We start from the raw sequence: 20,550 nt of genomic DNA on the forward strand, positions 1-20,550 counted from the left end.
GGGTCAGGCCATGGGTTCTTGATGCTCTCGGCAAGTTCCCGAGATGGGGGTTTTCTGAGTCGGTATGTGCTGTCGGGGAGGCCGGCTCAGGCGATCCCGGCGGTGCCGAGCAGGGTGCCGACGAGGTAGGTCGCCGCCAGGGCGAGCGCGCCGCCGACGACGACGCGGAGGGTCGCGCGTCCGACGGCACCCTGGCCCAGGCGTGCGCCGAGTGCGCCGGTCGCGGCGAGGGCGAGGAGCACGACCAGGACGGTGACCGGCACGCGCAGCCTGGCAGGCGTCAGCAGGATGGCCAGCAGCGGCAAGATTGCACCGGCGAGGAACGCGATGGCGGACGAGAGGGCGGCGTGCCAGGGGTTGGCGACGTCGGCCTCGTCGATGTGCAGCTCGGCCGACAGGTGCGCTGCGAGGGCGTCGCGCTCGGTGAGCTCGGCGGCGACGCGGGCGGCGGTGTCGTCGCTGAGTCCCTGGGCGCGCCAGAGTGCGGTCAGCTCCTCGAGTTCTGCCTCGGGGTCGGCGGCCAGCTCAGCGCGCTCTTTCTCGATGAGTGCTCGTTGGCTGTCGGTCTGGCTGCTGACCGAGACGTACTCACCGAGGGCCATCGAGATCGCGCCGCCGACCAGGGCGGCGATGCCGGCGGTGGCGATGGCCGGGGTCGATGTTGTCGCCCCGGCAACACCGACGACGACTGCGGCGACGGAGACGATTCCGTCGTTTGCGCCGAGGACGCCGGCACGGAGCCAGTTGAGGCGCCCGGCCAGGCTCCCGGCGTGGGGCTCGTCGGGATGGGTGGGGAGAGGTGACGCGTCAGTCATGACGCCATCACAGCACCCGAGGGGTTCGGCTGCCACGCAGCGGAGCCTGCCCTCACCATCTCGGGTGTCATCCCTCGCTCGAGTCCGACCAGACGGCCTCCGCGCCGGAGTGACCGATCCGGACCGTCGTGACGATCCCCCCGATGCTCGTCCCCACGGCCAGCACGATCAGCAGGGCGCCGACGATCAGTCGTGCGCTGCCACGGACCGCAGGACGAGGCCGCTGCTCTTCCGGGGTCAGCACCCAGTGTTGCCAGGCCCACTGCGCCACAGCGACGATGAACGCCGCGATTGCCCAAGGAAGCAGGGTGTCGCCCAGCTCCGTGTGGGTTTCGAGCAGTGCGCTGCCGCCGACCCGCTCTTCCAGCGATTCACCCGACGACGTCGCGAGGGGCACGGCGATCAGCGAGACCAGGGCGATCAGTGGGGTGATGATGCCGAGTCGTCGTCGAAGCGCGGGCCAGAATGCCCCGACCAGGATCAGCAGGGACGCTGTCGGGAACGCGACGGTGACGAGGTGGACGATGAGCGGGTGCAGGGGGAGGCCGTTGAGCTGCCAGTCCATGGATGGTCTTCTCTTTCTCGCAGTTCACGGCGATCAAGTCGCGATTAATGCCCAGGGTGAGGCTGAGGGAAACCCCGTAGTGACTTTCGCGCGTCAGCTCCAGAATTCCCCCAGAAACTCGCTGGGCAGCGGCGGCCCGGGTGCTGACGAGCCCGCGAGTACGTCTGGGCGGTTTCTGGGACGGCCGGGCGGAGCCTGCGTGCATGACCGTCCTGCACCGTCCGCCCTCGTCGGCGCTCCCTCGCGGCCGCACCGCGCCTCCTCTGTTCCCCGCCGTCCGAGCGGTCGTCCACGACCGGGCGTGGGCGGCGTGGGGCGCGACCGGCGTCGCTGGCGTCGTCGTCGCCGGGCTGCTGACCACCTGGGGCGCGGGCGGCGTGAGCGAGGTCGACCTCGACCTCGTGCAGCGCGCGAGCCGTGCGCACGTTCCGGTGCTCGACGAGGCCTCCTTGCTCGTGGATCGCCTGCTCGCGCCGCAGCTGGGCGCGGCCCTCGTGCTGCTGCTGGTCGTGGCGGTGTGGGTCGTGAGCCGTCGCGCGGCTGCCGCCCTCACGGTGCTCGGCGTCGCGGTCGGGCCATGGGCCGCGGCCGAGCTGGTCAAGCTCGTCGTGCAACGCGACCGACCCGACCCAGGGCTCCTCGTCGACCCCCTCATCATCGAGCCGCACTCCTTCTCGTTCCCGAGTGGCCACACCGCCCTCGCGACAGGGCTCGCACTCGCACTGGTCCTGATCGCCTGGGGGCATCGCCGCACAGGGGTCGTCGTCGCCATGTGCGGGGCGGCGGTGGCGGTCGTCGGGCTGTCGCGCGTCTGGGTGGGCGTGCACTACCCGAGCGACACGCTCGCCTCGGTCGTGCTCGGCTGCTCGGTGGTGGCGCTGGCCCTGCCGCCGTGGCTGCGCCTCCTCGACCGGATCGAGCAGCGCTCGGTGTCGGCCCACCCCCTCGGGCCGTCGGCGCCGAACCCCTCCGCGACCACCGACCCAGGACGGACCCGCTCATGAGCATCCTCGACCCCCAGACCCTCCTCGCCGGCATGGGCCCGTGGGCCCTCGGCGGCCTGTCGCTGATGATCTTCGTCGAGTCGGGCCTGCTCTTCCCCTTCTTGCCCGGCGACTCTCTGTTGGTGACCGCGGGCCTGCTGCACCAGAGCCTCGGGCTGAGCGTCACCGTGATCGCCCTCTGTGCGTTCCTCGCGGCGGCGGCCGGCGACCAGGTGGGGTTCTTCCTCGGCCACCGGTTCGGGCGTCGCTGGTTCCGCCCCGACGCTCGCGTGCTCAAGACGGCACACCTCGAGCAGGCCCAGGCGTTCTTCGAGCGGCACGGCGGCAAAGCGCTCGTGCTCGGCCGGTTCGTCCCCGTCGTCCGCACCTTCGTGCCCCTCGCCGCCGGCACCAGCGGCTACCCGTACCGCCGGTTCATCGTGTGGAACCTCACCGGTGCGTTCCTCTGGGCCGTCGGCATGACGGTGCTCGGATCACTGCTCGGTGGCCTACCGTTCGTGGCAGACCACATCGACCTGCTCGCCGTCGGGCTCGTCGTCGTGTCGGTGCTGCCGATCGTGGTCACCGCCCTGCGGCGTTCGCACGCCGCCCGGGCCTCGAACGACACCGAGCCGACGACGACGACGAGAGACGAGGAGGCGGTGGGTGACCGGTCCTGACACGCGCCCGCGCCTCCTGCTGGTCGAGGACGACCCTGGACTCGGGCCCATCGTGGCCGACGTGCTCGGCGAGGCCTGGCAGGTCGACCTCGTGGCCGACGGCCGGCGGGGGCTCGAGGCCGCACGAGCTGGTGGGTACGCCGTGCTGGTCGTCGACCGGCGCCTCCCGGGGCTCGAGGGCACCGAGCTCGTCGCGACCCTCCGTCGTGAGCACGTGACGACGCCGGTGCTCATGTTGACCGCACTCGGCACGACCGCCGACCGCGTCGCGGGGCTCGACGGCGGGGCTGACGACTACCTCGTCAAGCCGTTCGAGTTCGACGAGCTGTTCGCCCGGCTGCGCGCCCTGACGCGGTCGTTCGCCGCCGAGGAGCGCTGGCTCGACGTGGGCGAGGCACGCCTCTACCCCGAGAGCCGCATCTTCGTCACGCCGTGGTCGAGCCGCGTCGTGCTGAGCGAGCGGGAGAGCGCACTGCTCGCCGAGCTGGCGCGGTGCCCCGACCACACCTTCGACCGGGCGGACCTGCTCTCCCGCGTGTTCCCGCACGGCGAGCAGCTCGGCACCGTCGACACCTACGTCAGCTACCTGCGCCGCAAGATCGACCGCGACGTCGTGCTGACGGTGCGGGGGAGCGGCTACCGGGTGGGCGCCCTGTGAGACGGCAACGAGGGACCGAAGTAGACCGAGTCGCCGACGACGCAGCACTACGGACCGCCGCGCGATCCATCGGCCTGCAGATCATGCTCGTCTCGGCCCTCGTCGTCGTGGGTGCACTCGCCCTAACGATCGCGTGGGTGCTGCACCAGACCGTCCCCAAGGAGCGACTTGAACAGGTCGCCGCCGCTGGCCAGGGCGAGGTCTTCGTCTCAGCAATCGACGTCGTGGCCGGCCTCATTGTGCTCGGTATCGGAGGCGTCGTCTTCGCCGGGCTCGTGACTCTGGTCATTGCCCGACGTGCCGTCCGGCCACTCGGCGACGCGCTCCGCGTGCAACGACAGTTTGTCGCCGACGCCAGCCACGAGCTCCGCACGCCCCTCGCCGTCCTGGACGCCCGCCTCCAGGCGCTGCAACGCAAAATCGCTGGCGGCGCAGCGACAGCCGACGACAAGGTCACCGCTGACCTAGCGAGACTCCGTGACGACTCGCGGGCCCTGATCGACATCGTCGGTGACCTGCTCGAAGCAGCGGGAGGAGACTCTTCCGCTGCTTCGACCATGTCCCACCCCGTGCATCTCAACGACGTGGTCGAGGACGTCCTTCGGTCAATGTCGGTGCTCGCTGACAAGCGCGATGTAGCCCTGCGGTACGACACTGTTGGCTCCGCACACGTCGACGCGCCGACTGCGAGCCTCCGCCGCGCGGTACTTGCCTTAGTCGACAACGCCATTGGCCACGCCCCCTCGGGATCAACCGTGACCGTGTCGACCCGCCTCGAGCGTGACTCGGCCATCATCACGGTAACGGACGAGGGACGAGGCATAACGGGTATCAAACCAACCCGGGTCTTCGACCGGTTCGCCCGCTCAGACCCGGCACCCGAAACCACTGGGACGAACGCACACGCCAGCCGTCCCAGCTTCGGCATCGGCCTCGCACTCGTCAGAGAGGTTGCTCTTCGTCACGGCGGCAGTGTCCGGGTAGCCGCAACTTCCCCCACCGGGACGACGCTTGAGCTGGTCCTACCGGCCTCAAATCAGGGGACCTGACACCAGTGACCCAGGCGCCCGATAGGAGAGCCTTCACCGAGATACGTTTCGGACTGACCTATCGAGACGGCAAGGTCAGCGCACTTCCGGAGGAGTGGTTGAGGTGCGGACGCGTTCGGTGACCGATCCGCCACCGAGAGCGATTTCGGACCGATTTATCGAGACGATCTGGGCCCCGCAACTAAGAGGGAGTGGTCGCAGCCAACGAGCGTCCGGTGACCGACCGCCTAACGGGCGTCTCGTTCGGAGGTGCTCAGGTGTCTAGCCGAGCCAACGCGACCGTGGATCCCTGCAAGCGGATTTCTACACTCGTGATCTTCAGGCTGGGAATAGCCGTCGACGCAGACAGATCTGCGGCACGCGAGCCAGCTGCGTCCCACGTCGCGACGGTAAGCGTGGTGTTGTCCGTTTGTGTGACCACGAGCTCGTATCGGGAGTTGTCTGGCGCATCCGCGCCGTAGTCGCAGTTCCAATCGAGCCTCGTGCCCCAAGATTTCTCCTCGATCTGCAGACCGGCAGTAAGGGTGGTGGAGTCAGTTCCGGGGTCCATGGGCTGGAACGTCATTTGGGCCGTCGCTGGGCCGACGTCGTTTCTTGCGCCCACGGCGAGCCCCCCGAAGACGGCGGCAGCAACAGCAGCGGCAACTGCGAGAGCCATGACTCCTCGGCGGCGGCGTTGACTCTTGCGGAAGCGGTGGGCCATCAGCGACAACGTTTCTGATGGCGCCTGAGTTTCATCCATACCCAGAGGTGAATGGATGGCAAGGGCCTCTTCCGGCGAGATTCGGCTCAGGATGCCTGGGAGACCCGCAAGTTCCGTCACCGCTTCACGGCAGTTGGCGCAGGTACTGAGGTGCTGCTCGTATTCGCGACGTTCATCGGTGGGGAGCGCTCCGAGGACGTAGGACGCGTCCCAGTCTTGGTAACGGTCCTCGTTAGCTTGAAGATCGGGATGCTCAGTCATCGTGTGACGCCCCTTTCTTGGAGGGCTAGCCTCAGCCCGCGTAACCCATAGTGGAGCCGCGATTTCGCGGTTCCTTCTGGGATGCCAAGCCGTCTCGAAATTTCAGGAATGCTCTGACCAGCGAAGTACGCATCGATGACGATCTGACGGTGGTGGTCGGAGAGCGACGCCAGCGCGTCCGCAACGATGATGCTGTCCAGGACGGCATCAGTGCGATCGAGAGCAGTGCCTTCTACCTCGCCAAGGGCTGCCACTTCTCGTCGACTCCGGGCAGATCGTGCGTCGTCGATGACGAGGCGCCGAGCGACCGTGAACAGCCACGCTTGAGCCGCATCCTTGTCGAGCTCCAGCACCTTAGGACGCTGCCATGCTCTCAGCATCGTCTCTTGAACGATGTCCTCGGTCAGCGCCGCGTTCCGAGTGAGGCTGTGTGTGTAACGGCGAAGCGCCCCGCCGTGGCACTCGAACAATGTCGACAAAAGCTCGTCACTGGCTCGGGCCATGACCTTCACCGCCTCGCGCCAGTGAAGTCCGGCTAGTGCCTGATCCAGGACCGCCTCTTGTCGTGCCTGTATCGAGCGCACCGAGGAACGCCGATGCGCACCAGTGATCGAACCTCATGCCATCGACCAGGCCAGGACATGGGTTCACCGTCTGAGCGGAAGCAGTCGACGTATTCGCACCCACTGTCTCTGCCTTGATGTCGATGAGCACTGCCTTGTGGCTCCTTTGCTCGGGTGGGGTTGTGGAGCTGCGAGGGCCTGCAACCCGGAGAGTTCTGTCCGGCAGGCACGCGCGCGATCAGGAGGCTGGGGTCGCTGCGCCCTCAGTGGCTGCTTCCATGTTGATCGTGCCGTCCGGCTGGAGGACGTACCAGGCATCCTTCACGCCCTGTCCGTTGACCTGTCCAGGTTCGGTGTCCTTCGCGAACCGGTACACCGGCCAGCCGTCGACGGTCAGCTGGGTTGTCCCGTCCGTGCGGGTGAGGGAACCGATCTCGCCCGTGATGCCTTCTGGGGAGGACGTGTCGGAGGCTTCAACTGCCGGCCAGGTCGTGGCGCATTCGTCGTAGCAGTTGCTGGTGCCCGAGTCCTGCTCGTCCATCTTGAACGTGTAGATCGTGTACCCGGCGTCGTCGGTGATGATCTCGCCCAGGGGAGACGTTGCGGTGCCGAGGACTGCCGCTGCCGCGGTGGTCTCGGCGGGGGCCGGCTCGGTGGAGTCGGTCGTCGTGGATGATTCGGCAGATGTGGTGCACCCGGAGAGAGCGGCCGCCGCCAAAACGGCCGTCGTGAGGGTGATGGTCATTCGCTTGTGCATGATTCCTCCTGCTGGTACGCCGGCCCAGGTAGCCCGCTTACTACGAACACGATGCAGCTCATCCAGAAGTTCATCCGTGGCCGAAAAAGATTGGCGGTCGCAGGCAGCCGTCCTCACTCCCGGCGAAACGGGTGGCAGACGCGAGTGGCAACCCTGCACCGAGGGCACCGCTGTCACACATCATCACTCTGGGCCACTGTTCGCAGCTGCGGCGTCACGCCCTGCTGGACGACGTGACTATCCATGTTCACGACGTGATCTGGTCTCGAAACATCCCCCGGGACCGGATTACGGCGATCTCAGACGTCGGCCAGGTCGAGTACAAGGACGCCCGCGGCTACAGCAGCATGGTCGCCTTGGTCAACTTCCACGGCTCATTGGGCTTGACGGTCGCCAGTGTCGCCGGGCTGGTCCTGTCAGCCGAGCGTGATGGCGACGAGGCCACCGATGCCGACCGCGTAGAGCACGAGCACGACGAACGAGTCCACGCCCATGCCCGCGATGCGTCGTCGCGGCCGAAAGAGCAGGCCGACGGCGTAGACGAGCGTGAGGAGCGCGGCGAGGGCGGTCAGGTAGACGTCGCTGGTGTTCGACTGGGGCAGGATCGCCTGCCCGGAGATGACCGTGGCGACGAGGAAGAGCACGGGCAGGAAGGCGTTGCCGCCGAAGATATCGCTCATGGCCAGGTTGTCGTCGCCCTGCTTGACGGCCTGCAACCCGGTCGAGATCTCGGGCAGGCTCGTCGCCAGGGCCAGGACTGTCGCGCCGAACAGCACACCCGACAAGCCGATCTGCGACGCGGCCGCGTCGCCCGCGCGTTCGAGCACGACGCCGGCGACGAGCGTGGCGAGGGCCGACAGGCCGAAGACGACCGCGGCCTTCTTCGTGCTCATGGTCGTCGGCGACGGGTTCGAGCGCGTCCGGTGTCCGCGCGGTCGCGGCGTCGACGTGTCAGGTGCCGCTCCGGCCTCGTGCCACGGCAGGCCCTTGCCGGCACGCCGGACGAGGAACAGGCCCACGAGCCAGATGACGGCGATGAGGACGACGTCCGGCGTCAGGCGCGCCACTGTGAGCGAGGACGGCAGCTGGGTTCCGGCGATGACGACGGCGAGGACCGCCACCACGACCAGTGCCTCGAGCAGCAGCCCTAGGGAGGCCGCGCGATAGGTGAGGGGGTGGACACCCTTGCCGCGTTTCCCGAGGGCGTCCAGGACGACGAGGACGACCGTCTGAAGGGCGATGCCGCCGAGGATGTTGCCCGCGGCCACCTCGAGCGAGCCCGAGAGGGCGGCGCTGACCGTGATGGCGATCTCGGGCAGGTTGGTCGCCACCGCGAGGACGATGAGTCCGCCGAGCGCGCTACCGAGGTGGAGTCGGGAGTCGAGGACGTCGGTCGTTTTTCGACAGCTGGATGCCGGCGACCCAGATGACGGCGGCGCCGGCGACGAAGATGGCGGCTAACAGCCAGAGGGGAAGGGTGTCCATGCGTGCTATGCAACTCCTCGGGGTGCGCCTCTCGACGCGGGGCGATCGTCGAGACGGATGCCGGCGGCCCCCGGCCGGTCCAGGCGCCTTGCACTCGTCGGCAGCCGTCGCGGGCTGGGAATCGATCAACCGCCTCATCGACCCCAGGCCGATCGCGAATCCCTGGCTGCTGGTCGCCGCTGGGCTCATCGGCTTTGCAGACAACGAACTCGTCGCGATCTACCGCATCCGCGTCGGGCGACGGATCGGATCGGCAGCCCTCGTCGCTGACGGGGTCCACGCCCGCCTGGACGGCTTCACGTCCCTGTCTGTCGTGCTGGGCGCCATCGGGGTCCTCGCCGGGTTCCCGCTCGCGGACCCCATCATCGGCCTGCTCATCGCAGCCTCGATCATGGTCCTGCCCTGGGGGACGGTGAAATCCATCGGCCGACGGCTGATGGACGGCATCGACCCCGACCTCCACAAGCGAGCCGAACACGCCCTGGAACACGCCCTGGGCGTGCGGGGCGTCCACGATCTTTATCTCCGGTGGATCGGGCACCGTCTCACCGGCTCCGCAACCATCGAGGTCGACGCCGAAGACCTCCTGACGGCGTCCCAGACCGCCGACCAGGCCGAGGCGCATCTGCGCGCTGCGCTCGGCAACCTCGACGCGTTCACCGTTACACCGATACCACCGGTGCCGGCTCAGAGGCTCTCATCAGCCGTATGCGGCACGATACCTCCGGGGGGTATATTTTTTTCGATTCTGATCCTGGAAGAACGACCATGAACCGCACCGCCACCATCTTCATCAGCGCAACTGCGACCATTGCTGCCCTCGCCCTCGCGGGGTGCGCCGAGGCGTCGTCGTCCGCAGGCGACACGTCGTCCGCGTCGTCGTCCCAGGCTGCTGCCTTCAACGATCAAGACGTCATGTTCGCCCAGATGATGCTCCCGCACCACACCCAGGCCGTCGAGATGAGCGACATGCTCCTCGCGAAAGACGGTATCGACGGGGACGTGATCACCCTTGCCGAGACGATCAAGGCCGAGCAGGCCCCGGAGATTGATCAGCTCACGACATGGCTCAAGGCTTGGGGGCAGGACACTGAGGCGTCCATGGATCACTCCATGGACGGCATGATGAGCGACTCCGACATGGACGCCCTCGAGAATGCTGACGGAACCGACGCGGCGCGGCTGTTCCTGGAACAGATGACGACACACCACGAGGGGGCTGTCGAGATGGCGCAGACCGAGATCGAGGGTGGGCAGAACCCGGACGCGGTCCAGCTGGCGACAGCGATCGTCTCCTCTCAGACTGACCAGATCGACACGATGGAAGACCTCCTCGCGGTAATCAAGTAGCCGTCCTCGTCGCAGGCCAGCGTGCCCCAAGACGGTCACCAGAATCTCGGTCTTGGTAATGCAGTCCCGGGATGGCTCGGGGAGCCACAAGCAGCGGAATTTTGGTCGCCACCTGGGGTGGCAGCGATACCGGTCGCCGGCCTCGTGGTCGACGTCGCTCCCGCAGTCCTGCTGGTGAGGATGTGACCCGTGCTGAAAACGTCCGCCTAGCAATCGGTCACCGGTTGAGGCAGCCCCAGGCATCATGAGGGGCATGAGAGCGGGGACAGCGACCTACGGGAAGACCCTCGCTGGTGTCTTGGCTGTTCTCAGCGATGTCGATCCGTATGGTCTCGAGCCTGGTCAGCCGGACGGTGCTCCGTCAGATGAGTGCGAGATGGAGGCGGTCGACCTGGTTCGCATTCTCCTCAGGGCCGATGCCGTCACGATCCTTGATGTCGAGGCGGTGTGGATGCGCTGGTTCTCGGAGTCGCTCGTCCTTCGACTCGGACCGCCCCGAATGGCGCAACTGGTTGATCGCTTGAACGCACTCGTGGACGGTGCCCGATAGAGGATCGCCCACTGGATCACTTGCTGTGGGGCGAGTGCACTCGGAGCGGACGCCGTCTTGGTCGTTCCGCGTCGTCGGTGAGCGTGGGCGGAAATGGTCCTCGACGTCGTAGCGTCTAGGGATGCAGCAGCCGAGGGGCCTCGATCAGCTCGTGTCGGAATGGCGGAGCTCCGGACCAGACCGTGCGCGCTTCGTGCCGGGCTTCGACCCATCAGGTGGAGGAGCAGCGGCGACAGTTCTCGTGCTGATGGAATCACCCGGTCCTGCCACGATCAGGCAGGGCGAGGACGCGATCAGCAGTGAGGACAACCCGGGGCCGACGGCGTCTGCGTTCAAGCGAGCACGGATCGAGTCGGGTCTGGGCAGGAACGTCTACCTGCGATGGAACATCGTCCCGTGGGCCCTTGGTCGGGCGCCGACCGTCACCGATCTCGACGAGGCACGCCCTGCCCTGGCTCAGCTGCTCGATTCTCTGCCGCAGCTGCGGGCGATCGTGACCTTCGGAACTCCGGCCCTGACGGGCGTGATGAGGTACTTCACCCTGGAACCGCGTGCGAGGGTCGTGCCCGTGCTCGCGGCACCCCATCTGTCGCCGGCGAACGCCACCCGCGCCGGCGAGAAGCACCTGCGGGCCGTCACGGCCCTACGGCACGCTTCGCTTCTCTGATCATCTCGGCGAGGAGTCGGGGCTGTGCTGCAACGCGGCGATCACGGCCAGGAGATCCTGCGCCCCGGCGCTCAGACCGGCCGACCACACGGCGCGGAACGGGCGCCTCAGGTCGACGGCTGCCGGGACGGTGACGAGGCGCCCGGCACGGAGGTCGTCCTCGACCAGCAACGAGCTGATGACTCCCGGACCCACACCGCCGGCGATGGCCGCCCGGATGGCGCCCGTCGACGACAACTGCGCAGCGGGTTCTGCCATCAGGGCAGGGTCGATCCCCAGGGCGAGCTCGAGGGTCCGGCGGGTGCCCGAGCCCGACTCCCGAGACACGAGCGGTGTGGATGCGAGATCCGCTGCCGTCACGGGTTCGGACTTCGATGCCCATGCGTGCCTCGGCGAGACGACGACGAGCAGTTCGTCGACACCCAGGACGGTCGTGGCGAGCCCGTCGGCCTCATCAGGGGTCTCCGTGAACCCGAGGTGCGCGCGCCCCGAACGGACCTCGTCGACGACCCAGTCGCTGTTGCCCGATTCCAGGCGTACCCGGACACGATCCGCTGCCGCTGTCATCCAGCGTGGCATCAGCGCCTCTGACACCGTCTGACTCGCCGCGACGAGGAGAGCGTCGGAGGCGCCGGTCATCAGGGTGTGCAGCGATCGTTCGAAGGTGGTCGCCGCCTCGAGCAGGGGTCGGCCCCACTCGCACACCAGGAGTCCGTGCTCGGTCAGCGCCGAGCCCGCCCGAGAGCGGACGAGCAACGTACGACCCAGCCGCCGCTCGGCGCCCGTGATGCGAGACGACGCCGCCTGCTGGCTGATGCCCACCGATGTCGCGGCCCGGCCCAGACTGCCCGATCTCGAGATCGCCTCCAGCAGTCGGAGCGTCTCGAGATCAACAGGGAGTCCGGTCACAAGGATCGATTGTGACACCACAAGCATCCGCCCGTATCGGCAGCCGGACGCACGTACGAAGATCGAGGCATGCCTGCCGCGATCACACCGACTGTCGCCCCTCCCCGCACGCACGGTCTGTTCCGCCAGCTCGAGCACCGCGGGCAGATCGTGTCGAACCTGACCCCGAACTGGTTCGCGTCGATCATGGGGACCGGCATCGTCGCCAACGCCGCGGCGACCCTGCCGTTGCAGTTCCCGGGGCTGCGCCCTGCCGCGACCATCGTCTGGGCACTGGCCAGCGTGTTGTTGGTCGCTCTCAGCACGGCGACCGTCATGCACTGGGTGCGTTACCGAGCCACCGCGCGGGGGCATCGACTCAATCCGGTGATGGCGCACTTCTACGGGGCACCGCCCATGGCGCTGCTGACCGTCGGCGCGGGCACCCTGCTCTTGGGCAGAGACGTCCTCGGTACGCCCCTGGCGGTCGGCATCGACTGGGTGTTGTGGACCATCGGTACGGTGCTCGGCCTCGTCAGCGCGATCGCGGTCCCGTACCTGACGTTCACCCGGCACGACACGGCCCCCGACAGTGCGTTCGGCGGCTGGCTCATGCCCGTGGTTCCCCCGATGGTGTCTGCCTCGACCGGTGCGCTGCTGCTGCCCTTCCTGCCCGCGGGGCAGGCCAGGCAGAACATGCTCTGGGGGTGCTACGCGATGTTCGGGTTGTCGTTGCTGGCGTCGATCGTGATCATCACGCTGATCTGGTCACGCCTGGCCCAGCACAAGATCGGCCCGGCCGGCATGGTCCCGACCCTCTGGATCGTCCTCGGTCCCCTGGGGCAGTCGATCACCGCGGCCAACCTGCTCGGTGGCAACGCCCACCTCGCCGTCGACCAGGGAACCTCGCACGCCCTGTTCGTCTTCGGGCTCGTCTACGGTGTGCCCACTCTGGGATTCGCCCTGATGTGGGCGGCACTGGCATCGGCCATCACCCGCCGCACCATCCGCCAGGGGCTCCCGTTCTCACTCACCTGGTGGTCGTTCACCTTCCCCGTCGGCACCTGCGTGACAGGCCTGAACGGTCTGGCCCTGCACACGGGACTCGTCGCGCTGCAGGTACTGGCGGTCGTGTTCTACATCGGGCTCGTCGGGGCCTGGGTCACGGTCGCCGTGCGCACCTTCCACGGCAGCGTCATACGCGGAACGCTCCTCGCGCCTCCCCGTCCCCTGCCCTGACCGCGGACGACGAGGGTGCGTGGGGGAGTGGCTCAGATCGAACAGGCGTCGTTCCAGTCACGGCGATAGGCCTCGGGGTCACTGACGTCGACGATGGCCGAGGCGGCGCCCTTGGGCTCGTCACGCGACCGGTAGCTCTCGAACGCCACCGCACTGCGGTCGTTGCTCGCCGGATCACGCACCCCGGAGGCTTCGACCCACAGAGTCCAGTTCCACCGCGTCCGGACGCCAGGCTGCAACGCGCCTTCGCCGACGACCAACAGCACGTCCGTGCCGGCGGGTGAAGACTCGAAGTCTGCGCCCGTGAATGATCGGACCGACGACGTGAGGCCTCTCGCGCTGATCTCCCGAGCTAACTGACTGCCCATGTCCGAGAGATGCTCGCCAGCATCGCCATCCACAGCCACGATGCCTCCACCGGACGGAAGCTGACTCAGCATCTCGGAAACCAAGTCATGGATGACGGTGTTGCTCATGATGCTTTCTCCTGCTCACTCGTTCGTCGAAACGGAAAAGGGAGTCGGCGGCCGCCGACTGATGCGGCTGCACGAAGCGGTCGCGAACCTGATGCAACCACGAGCATGCGCCGACGTTCAGCCCTGTAGAAGCGCGTGCTTGGAGCGCCCGATAGGGGATCGTTCACCGAGATCAGTTTCGGACTGACCTATCGAGACAGCTGGCGCCCCGTAGCTGCGGGGGAGTGGCTAGCGTCCGTCGGTGGTCGGTGATCGATCGTCTATCGAGACAGTTGAAGTACATCGACCGCAATGGATATCATCGGCTCGTGCCGATCATCGAAGAACTGACTGCAGCGGTCTCGCTGTTCCATTCGCTGGCAGACCCGAGTCGTCTGCTCATCCTGCGCCGACTCAGCCAGAGCGAAGCGCGTGTCCGGGATCTCACTGACGAACTCGGTTTAGCTCAGTCCACCGTTTCTGAGCATGTTGCCTGCCTTCGAGACTGCGGCCTTGTCACCGCTCGCGCTGAGGGGCGGCAAAACTTCTACTCAGTGGCCACACCGGAAGTCCTCGACGTCCTCGAATCCGCCGAGCAGCTCCTTGCCTCTACCGGGCACAAGGTCGACTTGTGCACGACTTACGGAAGGCAGACCCGATGATCGGCACCATCGTCGCCGCGGTCGGTCTTTTCGCGGCCACCAACATCGACGACCTCGTCGTCTTGACCGTTCTCTTCGTTGCCTCGGCGCGAGGCGCTCTGCCCGGGTGGAAGGTCGTTGCCGGCCAATACGCCGGGTTCGTGACCCTCGTCGCTATCAGCGTGGTGGCCGCGGCGGGGCTCACCATCGTTCCGGATAAATGGGTCGGCTTGCTAGGCCTCATTCCGCTTGCCATCGGCATCTACGGCCTCGTTCGCACCCTTCGGCGCCGAGGCGATGACGACGACGACGACGACGACGACGCGCTTTCCGCAGTTGGTCTCCTCGGAGTTGCCGGAATCACAATCGCCAACGGTGCCGACAACATCTCGCTCTACACGCCCGTGTTCCGGACAAACCCCGTGCAGGACACAGTCGTCACAATCATTGTGTTCCTTGTCCTGGTGGCGGTGTGGTGCCTCATCGCCCGCTTCATCGGAACAAGCAAAACCGTCAGTGAGCTGCTCGAAAGAGTCGAGCACTGGCTCGTGCCCGCAGTCTTCATTGGCCTCGGGCTCTACATCCTGATCGAGTCCGGCGTGCTCAATCGGCTCGTCGAGGCCCTGTCGTGACGGCCAGAGGGCGGGTCACCAGTGCAGTCGTGATCACTGCGGCTGCGTTCGTTCTCGATCAGGTGTCGAAGGCGTGGGCGCTGTCGTATCTCGGCGCAGAGCGTCAAATCAATCTAGGACTCGGCGCAAGTCTCCGGCTCGTGTTCAACCCCGGTGTCGCGTTTGGTCTCGGGGGCGAGTTCGGCCCAGCCCTGACCGTTGGCATCATCGGGATCGTTGCGGCCCTCGCTGCCTGGGTCCTTGTTCGGGCAGTGAAGGAGAGAGGGACGTTTGCGACGTTCCTTCTCGCCGTCGTTCTCGGCGGAGCCATGGGAAATGTTTGGGACCGCATCTCGCGAGCGGACAAAGGCCCCTTGTCTGGTGAGGTCGTCGACTTCATCGCGATCGACTGGTTTGCCATCTTCAATGTCGCCGACATCTTCACAACAGTCGGTCTCATCAGCTTCGCGGTTGTATCCGTGGCGTCCGGTTCAAAGCCCACCTCTCATCGAGCGTCTGACACACCTCCGACGGTCTAGGAGGCAGGCGAGCACACGCCGACCATCTGCAATGCGCAAAGAGCAGCACGAGTCGCCAGGCGAGGTGTGGTCGCACCTATGCGTCAGCCTTGGCATCCAGGCGTCGCTGTACCGATCGGGTACCTCCCCTTGTGCCAGGTGCCAAATGCTGCCAGGGCCAGGGCGAACCTCGGAGACTGCCACCAAGAGTTTCAACGCTTCCAGGTTTCCCGAAGCAGGAAGCACACGACTTGTAAACTCGCGAACGACCTAACCTCAGGAGATCGCATGCCCGCCGTCCACGCCCGATCCCCGCTGGGTCTTGGGCGTTTGGGCATGGCTGTCCTCTTGATTCTTGTGCTCATCGGTAGCGCATTACTGATGCATACGCTCGCGGGCCCTGCCGAGGGGTGCCCTCCTTCCATGGCCGGCCATCACACCGAGACCGAGAGCGCGCATACTGCTTATGCAGAAGCTGTCCCCGTCGCTTCCTCTGCGATGCAGGACGACTGCGCGATGCTCTGCGCAATCATGGGCATGGCCTGCCTCGTGGTCCTCGTCCTGTTCGCTTGGTCAGCAACCTGGCGACGTCAGACACGTGCGTTGTTCACCCTGTCCAGGACCCTCAACACACGCCCGATTGCCCCGTCCTTCACGCTTCCACGTCTAACACCAGACTTGACACAGCTGAACATTCTCCGCATCTAAACGACCCTTGGGGATCGCTCCCCGCATGAGACCCGCGATCGCGTCACCGCGTCGTCACTTTTCTCACCCCAAGGGACAACTATGAACCGCACCAAAACTCTGCTCATCAGCGCCACGGCGCTCGTCGCCACCCTCACTCTGGCTGGTTGCGCCGACACTGCCGGCAACACTTCCTCCGACAGCTCTGCGTCGTCAGAGTCAGCGGTCTTTAACGACCAGGACGTCACCTTCGCCCAGATGATGCTCCCCCACCACGAGCAGGCCGTGGAGATGAGCGACATGTTCATTGCCAAGGGCGACAGCGTCGACTCCGACGTTGTTGCTTTGGCGGAAACCATCAAGGACGAGCAAGGCCCCGAGATCGACCAGCTCACCACGTGGCTAGATGACTGGGGTCAGGACACCTCCGCGTCGATGGATGACTCCATGGACGGCATGATGAGCGAATCCGACATGGCAGCCCTGGACGACGCCGAGGGCGCTGAGGCGTCACGGCTGTTCCTGGAGCAGATGACCGAGCACCACAAGGGCGCCGTGGACATGGCGCAGCAGGAAGTCGACGGCGGGGAGAACCCCGACGCAGTCGAGATGGCGAAGAACATCGTCGAGTCCCAGACGGCGCAGATCGATCAGATGGATGCCCTCCTCAGCTCTCGTTAAAGCCGGCAAAAAAGGCGCACTAGGCGACTCACATTGCGACCGCATAGGTGGCTTACGAGCCTCCGAGAAGCGGTTCGTTGACCTTGTTCCGGTTTGACGGAGCCCTCATTTGGCCGTGCCTTGGCGCGTGATCTTTGAGGCACCCCTAATTCTCACCCCCTTACAGAAAGACCTTTAGTCATGAATGGTGACATGTCCTCTATGGATCCTCTTTTCCCCGCCTGGGTGACACCCGTTTCCTGGTTCTTCGTTGGCCTCGGGGTGATCAGCGCAGCCGTTGTGCTGCTGCAGATCATCACCCGAGGGCGCCACCAGCAAAAGCAAGACCTAGCCATGAACGTCGTCTGGCCGGTAGCTGCTCTGTTCTTGGGCCCAGTTGCAATCTGGGCCTATAACCGATGGGGTACGACCAACCCTGCGCGGCCGAACTCAGGGCCGAGCGATGACCAGGAGGCCGCACAGACGATTGCAGGTAGCGCACCTGGGGGAGCAGCAGCAACTGTCGGTCACTTCATTGGCGTGCCACTTGTGGTCGCTAGCGGCCTCACCATTGCCGGCACCAACCTCTGGGTGCTCATCATCGTCATCGCCGCCCTAGCGATCGGCCTCCTCTTCGTTTTCGAATACGCCGCTAGCTCCAGTGCTTCCGGAGGAGCCGGGAAGAGAAACATCGGCGTCATGGTGATCACCGCCACCCTCACCGTTTTGGCATTCGACATCGGAATGGGGGGATGGATGCTTTTCATGCACTTCGGAAACTTCATGCCTTCTCCGACCGACGTCCGGTTCTTTTTCCTCATGCAGGTCGGTTTGATCCTCGGACTTGTCACCGCCTACCCAATGGTCAAAGCGCTCCTCCGTCGACGGGCGGCAGCCACCTCATAACTCCGGGACGGAACTGACGGCCCACCAGGAGCTGTCACAGGAAACGCAACCGTTGCTCACGGATAAACACCTTGGTGTGTTTAGGGCACGTTTCTGTGGCAGCTCCGCGAGGTCAAGCGCGGTCTATGGAGCACGAGAAACGCGCCGATAAGTGACCCAAAGCCCAGAACGGCAAGAGCCGTTTCGATTTCTCCACCCCAGCGTGCGGCGGGTGTTACCGAGTTTGCAAGCGGCACGTCAGCGATGAGGGTGCCAGGAGCGTGCCACGGCAACTCTTTCGAGATTGACCCGTCGGGAGCGATCACCGCGCTGCGCCCGACGGTGGAGATGTTGACGACACTCCGCCCCAGTTCGATGGCCCGAATCCTGGCGATGGCGAGCTGTTGGGCGCTCTGGTCGGAGCGCCCGAAGTCGGCGTTGTTGGACGACGAGAACAGCACCTGGGCCCCTTCTGTGATGGACTGACGGAGTACGTCGTCGTCGACGATGTCGAAGCAAATGCTGATGCCCACTGGGACCCCGGAGATGTCGAAGATGGGGTCAGTTGTCCCTGGGGTGTAGTCGCGAGCGACCATGTCAACCAGGTCAGGTGCTAGGGATCGCCAGAACGCGCGGTCGGGGACATACTCACCGAATGGGACGGGGTGCTTCTTGTCGTAGAAGTCGACAGGGCCACGGCCTGGCTCCCACTGGATCTCCGTGTTGTAGGTCCGTCCGTCCCGTTCCGTGATGGCCCACCCGATGAGGGGCGCCGCCGTCGCCCGAGCGATCGAGTCAAACGTTGCCGCCGTGTCGTCGTCAGTAAGGGGACTTCGATCCGTGGCGCCTTCGGGCCAGAGAACAGCATCGAGACGTTCATCGAGAAGGGGCGTGGTGGCGTCTACCTGGGCCTGGGTGAGGTCGCCGGGGCCGCTGTCGTCGAAGTAGCCCGCTGGGCCATTCCCTTGTACAGCGCCCACCCGCATCGTCCCTGTCTGCGCGACGGGCCACGCCGGCAGACCCACGAGCAGTGTCGCGGCGGCCACGGGTGCAATCCACCGGCTGGGGTGTCGAAGTGTTCTGGTGCTGACGATCTGCAAAATCATCGCGACAACGAGGACCATGACGAACCCGACACCAGATATCCCGAGCCACGCGAAGGACTCTCGGAGAGGGCTGGTGGATTGTGACATCGCGGCCCGGCCCCAGGAGAACCCGCCGTACGGCCAAGTGCTCGACACCGCCTCACGCGCGCACCACACTGCCGCCACCACGGCCGGGACCCCGAGGCAGGATCCCCACGGGCCTGGCCACAGCTGGGGGAGCCACCGATACGCCAGGGTGATTGCCGTGCATCCCGCCGCGAACAGCAACGCCTGCAAGAGAACTAGCGCTGCGATCGGGACTGGCCCGAGGAAGAGCGCTACCCACTGAATGTGGAAACCGTAGAACGAAACGCCCGCGACAAGCCCGACAGCGAACGCTGCCCCTGCGCGTCGTCCGGGGAGGGCCGCCAGGATCAAGCCGATCCCCAGGAAGGCTAATGGCCACCAGTTCTTGTCGGGAAAGGCGCCATCGAGAATGGCTCCACCTGCTGCCGCGGCCGCAAGAGCAGCAGGCAGCGGTATGACCGCGGGACCCGTCGATACCTCGGCTGGCGGCCTCATGTGCCGTCGAGGTTTTCTGGCGCTTCGCCACGTTGGTGGGCGGCCCGCTCGCGCTCTTCCTTGTCGATTGCGGCGTAGGCCTGCCGTTCGTTGCGGTCCGCGCGCACGAGTGCCCGGACGACGAACCAGAAGATGAGCCCCACAACCAGGCTCGGGACAACGGAGAAGATAGCTGAGCCCCAGAACGATTCAGGCATGAGTGGCGTCCTTCGTTGCGACGGGTGGCTGAGGGAGACCTGTGGCCCGTGCCGGTGGTCGACGTGTCCTAGTCATTTCGGCCGCCATGGTTGATGTTCCTGAGGTAGGCGTTGTAGTCGTCGAGTTCGGTGTCGCCTTCGACGTCGGCACGCCTCGCCGCTCTTGCGGCTTTTCGGGTGTCCTGTCGCTGCCAGCGGGCGAGGCTGACGAGGAGGATCACCACGACGGGGAGTTCCCCGTACGTCCACACCAGGGCACCGGCGAGCTGCTGATCGCGGAGGGCATCGATGCCAAGGCGGGGTGAAGGGGAGCTGAAGGCTGCAACGAGAGGGGCGCTGCTGAAGATCAGGGTGAGGCCGAACGCGGCGTGAATCTGCATCTCGAGGAACGCGTCGAAGACCCGAATGACGTAGGACGTCTGTCGAGGCAGCGGGTCTGTGGACACCAGGGGCACCATGACCACCACCCCCACAGCGACGAAGCCGATTTGCAGGGCCGCTCGTCCTGTTTCCGTGGCAAGGAGCGCGTCGATGGCGCCGGTCAGGTAGAGCCCGAACAGCGGAACCAGCAGCAGAGGGAACACGGCGATCGGGTTCACGACTGCACGGGCGAAGCTCGATCGGAGCGCCCCGACAGCTGCCCGAAGTGCGATAAGTCCTACGCCGTGCCGGCGCAGGCCCCGCAGCAGCACCGTTCCTGGTCGTCCGAGGATGAGCAGCGGCGGCACGATCATCAGCAGCGTCAGCTGCTGGAACATGAACGCCGAGAACAGCTCCCGGCTGTACGTCTGCACCCCCGTTGCCGTGACCAGAACGATGAGTACGCAACCCAGAACGAACACCGTCGCCCGCCCGACCCCAGGGCCACACCGGCCAGGAGCAAGGGCCCGGTCTCGGCGTCGCGCCCGGCGAAACAGGAGCACGTAGCCGGCTGCCAACAGGGCGGCGCCGATCGCGACAGGGGACACCGGCCCCTGGGCCCAGCCCAACAGAACGGCGAGGTCAAGTGCCGGCAT

At 66.1% G+C, this 20,550-nt stretch carries 24 protein-coding genes; 13 read left to right on the forward strand and 11 right to left on the reverse strand.

Going from position 1 to position 20,550, the window contains the following annotated elements; translation table 11 throughout:
* Window positions 1-86: 86 nt before the first annotated feature.
* Window positions 87-815 carry a VIT family protein gene (locus tag F1C15_RS00725; RefSeq protein WP_123517376.1) on the reverse strand — a complete coding sequence of 243 codons (729 nt, stop codon included), beginning with the start codon at window positions 813-815 and terminating at the stop codon, window positions 87-89.
* A gap of 67 nt (window positions 816-882) precedes the next feature.
* Entirely contained in the window at window positions 883-1,380 is a 498-nt protein-coding gene (locus F1C15_RS00730) for a DUF2231 domain-containing protein (RefSeq protein WP_123517374.1), read from the reverse strand.
* A 203-nt stretch (window positions 1,381-1,583) separates the two neighbouring features.
* Between F1C15_RS00730 and F1C15_RS00735 the strand changes: the two genes are divergently transcribed.
* From F1C15_RS00735 to F1C15_RS00750, 4 genes are all read left to right on the forward strand, one after another.
* A complete protein-coding gene (locus F1C15_RS00735; protein ID WP_185232402.1) occupies window positions 1,584-2,384 on the forward strand; it encodes a phosphatase PAP2 family protein in 801 nt (266 codons plus the stop codon).
* Window positions 2,381-3,043, forward strand: coding sequence for a DedA family protein (locus tag F1C15_RS00740; RefSeq protein WP_185232404.1), 663 nt, complete (start codon window positions 2,381-2,383; stop codon window positions 3,041-3,043). The genes F1C15_RS00735 and F1C15_RS00740 overlap by 4 nt, the downstream gene beginning before the upstream one ends.
* Window positions 3,030-3,701, forward strand: a complete 672-nt coding sequence (locus F1C15_RS00745; RefSeq protein WP_123517401.1) for a response regulator transcription factor — start codon at window positions 3,030-3,032, stop codon at window positions 3,699-3,701. Before F1C15_RS00740 ends, F1C15_RS00745 begins: the two co-directional genes overlap by 14 nt.
* 83 nt (window positions 3,702-3,784) lie before the next feature.
* A complete protein-coding gene (locus F1C15_RS00750; RefSeq protein ID WP_123517399.1) occupies window positions 3,785-4,750 on the forward strand; it encodes a sensor histidine kinase KdpD in 966 nt (321 codons plus the stop codon).
* Window positions 4,751-5,003: 253 nt separating this feature from the next.
* Here the strand turns inward: F1C15_RS00750 and F1C15_RS00755 are convergent, their stop codons facing one another.
* The 4 genes from F1C15_RS00755 to F1C15_RS00770 form a co-directional block, all read right to left on the reverse strand.
* On the reverse strand, window positions 5,004-5,714 hold the full coding sequence (locus F1C15_RS00755) for a zf-HC2 domain-containing protein (protein WP_082452595.1): 711 nt from the start codon (window positions 5,712-5,714) through the stop codon (window positions 5,004-5,006).
* Window positions 5,711-6,217 carry a sigma-70 family RNA polymerase sigma factor gene (locus F1C15_RS00760; RefSeq protein ID WP_055801561.1) on the reverse strand — a complete coding sequence of 169 codons (507 nt, stop codon included), beginning with the start codon at window positions 6,215-6,217 and terminating at the stop codon, window positions 5,711-5,713. Before F1C15_RS00760 ends, F1C15_RS00755 begins: the two co-directional genes overlap by 4 nt.
* A 298-nt stretch (window positions 6,218-6,515) precedes the next feature.
* The gene (locus F1C15_RS00765) at window positions 6,516-7,022 is read right to left on the reverse strand and encodes a hypothetical protein (RefSeq protein WP_158612599.1); all 507 of its coding nucleotides are present in this window, start codon (window positions 7,020-7,022) and stop codon (window positions 6,516-6,518) included.
* A 428-nt stretch (window positions 7,023-7,450) separates the two neighbouring features.
* Window positions 7,451-8,377 (reverse strand): sodium:calcium antiporter, encoded by a 927-nt coding sequence (locus F1C15_RS00770; RefSeq protein WP_223269510.1) that lies wholly within the window; start codon window positions 8,375-8,377, stop codon window positions 7,451-7,453.
* Window positions 8,378-8,526: 149 nt separating this feature from the next.
* Between F1C15_RS00770 and F1C15_RS00775 the strand changes: the two genes are divergently transcribed.
* The 3 genes from F1C15_RS00775 to F1C15_RS00785 all read left to right on the forward strand — a co-directional run bounded on the left by F1C15_RS00775 (window position 8,527) and on the right by F1C15_RS00785 (window position 11,086).
* Window positions 8,527-9,291, forward strand: coding sequence for a cation diffusion facilitator family transporter (locus tag F1C15_RS00775; protein WP_370543608.1), 765 nt, complete (start codon window positions 8,527-8,529; stop codon window positions 9,289-9,291).
* Window positions 9,288-9,869, forward strand: a complete 582-nt coding sequence (locus F1C15_RS00780) for a DUF305 domain-containing protein (RefSeq protein WP_055801328.1) — start codon at window positions 9,288-9,290, stop codon at window positions 9,867-9,869. Before F1C15_RS00775 ends, F1C15_RS00780 begins: the two co-directional genes overlap by 4 nt.
* Before the next feature lie 671 nt (window positions 9,870-10,540).
* Complete coding sequence (locus tag F1C15_RS00785; protein ID WP_185232410.1) at window positions 10,541-11,086, forward strand: uracil-DNA glycosylase; 546 nt, start codon at window positions 10,541-10,543, stop codon at window positions 11,084-11,086.
* On the opposite strand, the gene F1C15_RS00790 is transcribed toward F1C15_RS00785, so the two are convergent.
* Entirely contained in the window at window positions 11,087-12,013 is a 927-nt protein-coding gene (locus F1C15_RS00790) for a LysR family transcriptional regulator (protein ID WP_185232412.1), read from the reverse strand. It lies immediately after the preceding gene.
* A gap of 51 nt (window positions 12,014-12,064) precedes the next feature.
* On the opposite strand from F1C15_RS00790, the gene F1C15_RS00795 reads away from it, so the two are divergent.
* Complete coding sequence (locus F1C15_RS00795; RefSeq protein WP_043594582.1) at window positions 12,065-13,213, forward strand: TDT family transporter; 1,149 nt, start codon at window positions 12,065-12,067, stop codon at window positions 13,211-13,213.
* Window positions 13,214-13,245: 32 nt separating this feature from the next.
* On the opposite strand, the gene F1C15_RS00800 is transcribed toward F1C15_RS00795, so the two are convergent.
* Window positions 13,246-13,689: a hypothetical protein gene (locus F1C15_RS00800; protein WP_054145818.1), complete on the reverse strand. Its 444-nt coding sequence runs from the start codon at window positions 13,687-13,689 to the stop codon at window positions 13,246-13,248.
* A 308-nt stretch (window positions 13,690-13,997) separates the two neighbouring features.
* On the opposite strand from F1C15_RS00800, the gene F1C15_RS00805 reads away from it, so the two are divergent.
* The 5 genes from F1C15_RS00805 to F1C15_RS00825 all read left to right on the forward strand — a co-directional run bounded on the left by F1C15_RS00805 (window position 13,998) and on the right by F1C15_RS00825 (window position 17,691).
* On the forward strand, window positions 13,998-14,330 hold the full coding sequence (locus tag F1C15_RS00805) for a helix-turn-helix transcriptional regulator (RefSeq protein ID WP_185232414.1): 333 nt from the start codon (window positions 13,998-14,000) through the stop codon (window positions 14,328-14,330).
* The gene (locus tag F1C15_RS00810) at window positions 14,327-14,941 is read left to right on the forward strand and encodes a cadmium resistance transporter (RefSeq protein ID WP_185232416.1); all 615 of its coding nucleotides are present in this window, start codon (window positions 14,327-14,329) and stop codon (window positions 14,939-14,941) included. Before F1C15_RS00805 ends, F1C15_RS00810 begins: the two co-directional genes overlap by 4 nt.
* A 29-nt stretch (window positions 14,942-14,970) precedes the next feature.
* Complete coding sequence (locus tag F1C15_RS00815; protein WP_185232419.1) at window positions 14,971-15,459, forward strand: signal peptidase II; 489 nt, start codon at window positions 14,971-14,973, stop codon at window positions 15,457-15,459.
* Between the two features lie 768 nt (window positions 15,460-16,227).
* Window positions 16,228-16,806, forward strand: coding sequence for a DUF305 domain-containing protein (locus F1C15_RS00820; RefSeq protein ID WP_185232421.1), 579 nt, complete (start codon window positions 16,228-16,230; stop codon window positions 16,804-16,806).
* A 201-nt stretch (window positions 16,807-17,007) separates the two neighbouring features.
* On the forward strand, window positions 17,008-17,691 hold the full coding sequence (locus F1C15_RS00825; protein ID WP_185232423.1) for a DUF4396 domain-containing protein: 684 nt from the start codon (window positions 17,008-17,010) through the stop codon (window positions 17,689-17,691).
* An 80-nt stretch (window positions 17,692-17,771) separates the two neighbouring features.
* Here F1C15_RS00825 and lnt read toward each other — a convergent pair whose 3' ends face one another.
* The 3 genes from lnt to F1C15_RS00840 all read right to left on the reverse strand — a co-directional run bounded on the left by lnt (window position 17,772) and on the right by F1C15_RS00840 (window position 20,550).
* Window positions 17,772-19,337 (reverse strand): apolipoprotein N-acyltransferase, encoded by a 1,566-nt coding sequence (gene lnt / locus F1C15_RS00830; RefSeq protein ID WP_185232425.1) that lies wholly within the window; start codon window positions 19,335-19,337, stop codon window positions 17,772-17,774.
* Entirely contained in the window at window positions 19,334-19,534 is a 201-nt protein-coding gene (locus tag F1C15_RS00835) for a hypothetical protein (RefSeq protein ID WP_185232427.1), read from the reverse strand. Before F1C15_RS00835 ends, lnt begins: the two co-directional genes overlap by 4 nt.
* A gap of 68 nt (window positions 19,535-19,602) precedes the next feature.
* On the reverse strand, window positions 19,603-20,550 hold the full coding sequence (locus F1C15_RS00840) for a cytochrome c oxidase assembly protein (RefSeq protein ID WP_185232429.1): 948 nt from the start codon (window positions 20,548-20,550) through the stop codon (window positions 19,603-19,605).

It is taken from the genome of Frigoribacterium sp. NBH87 (genome assembly GCF_014217665.1).
Classification (GTDB): Bacteria; Actinomycetota; Actinomycetes; order Actinomycetales; family Microbacteriaceae; genus Frigoribacterium; species Frigoribacterium endophyticum.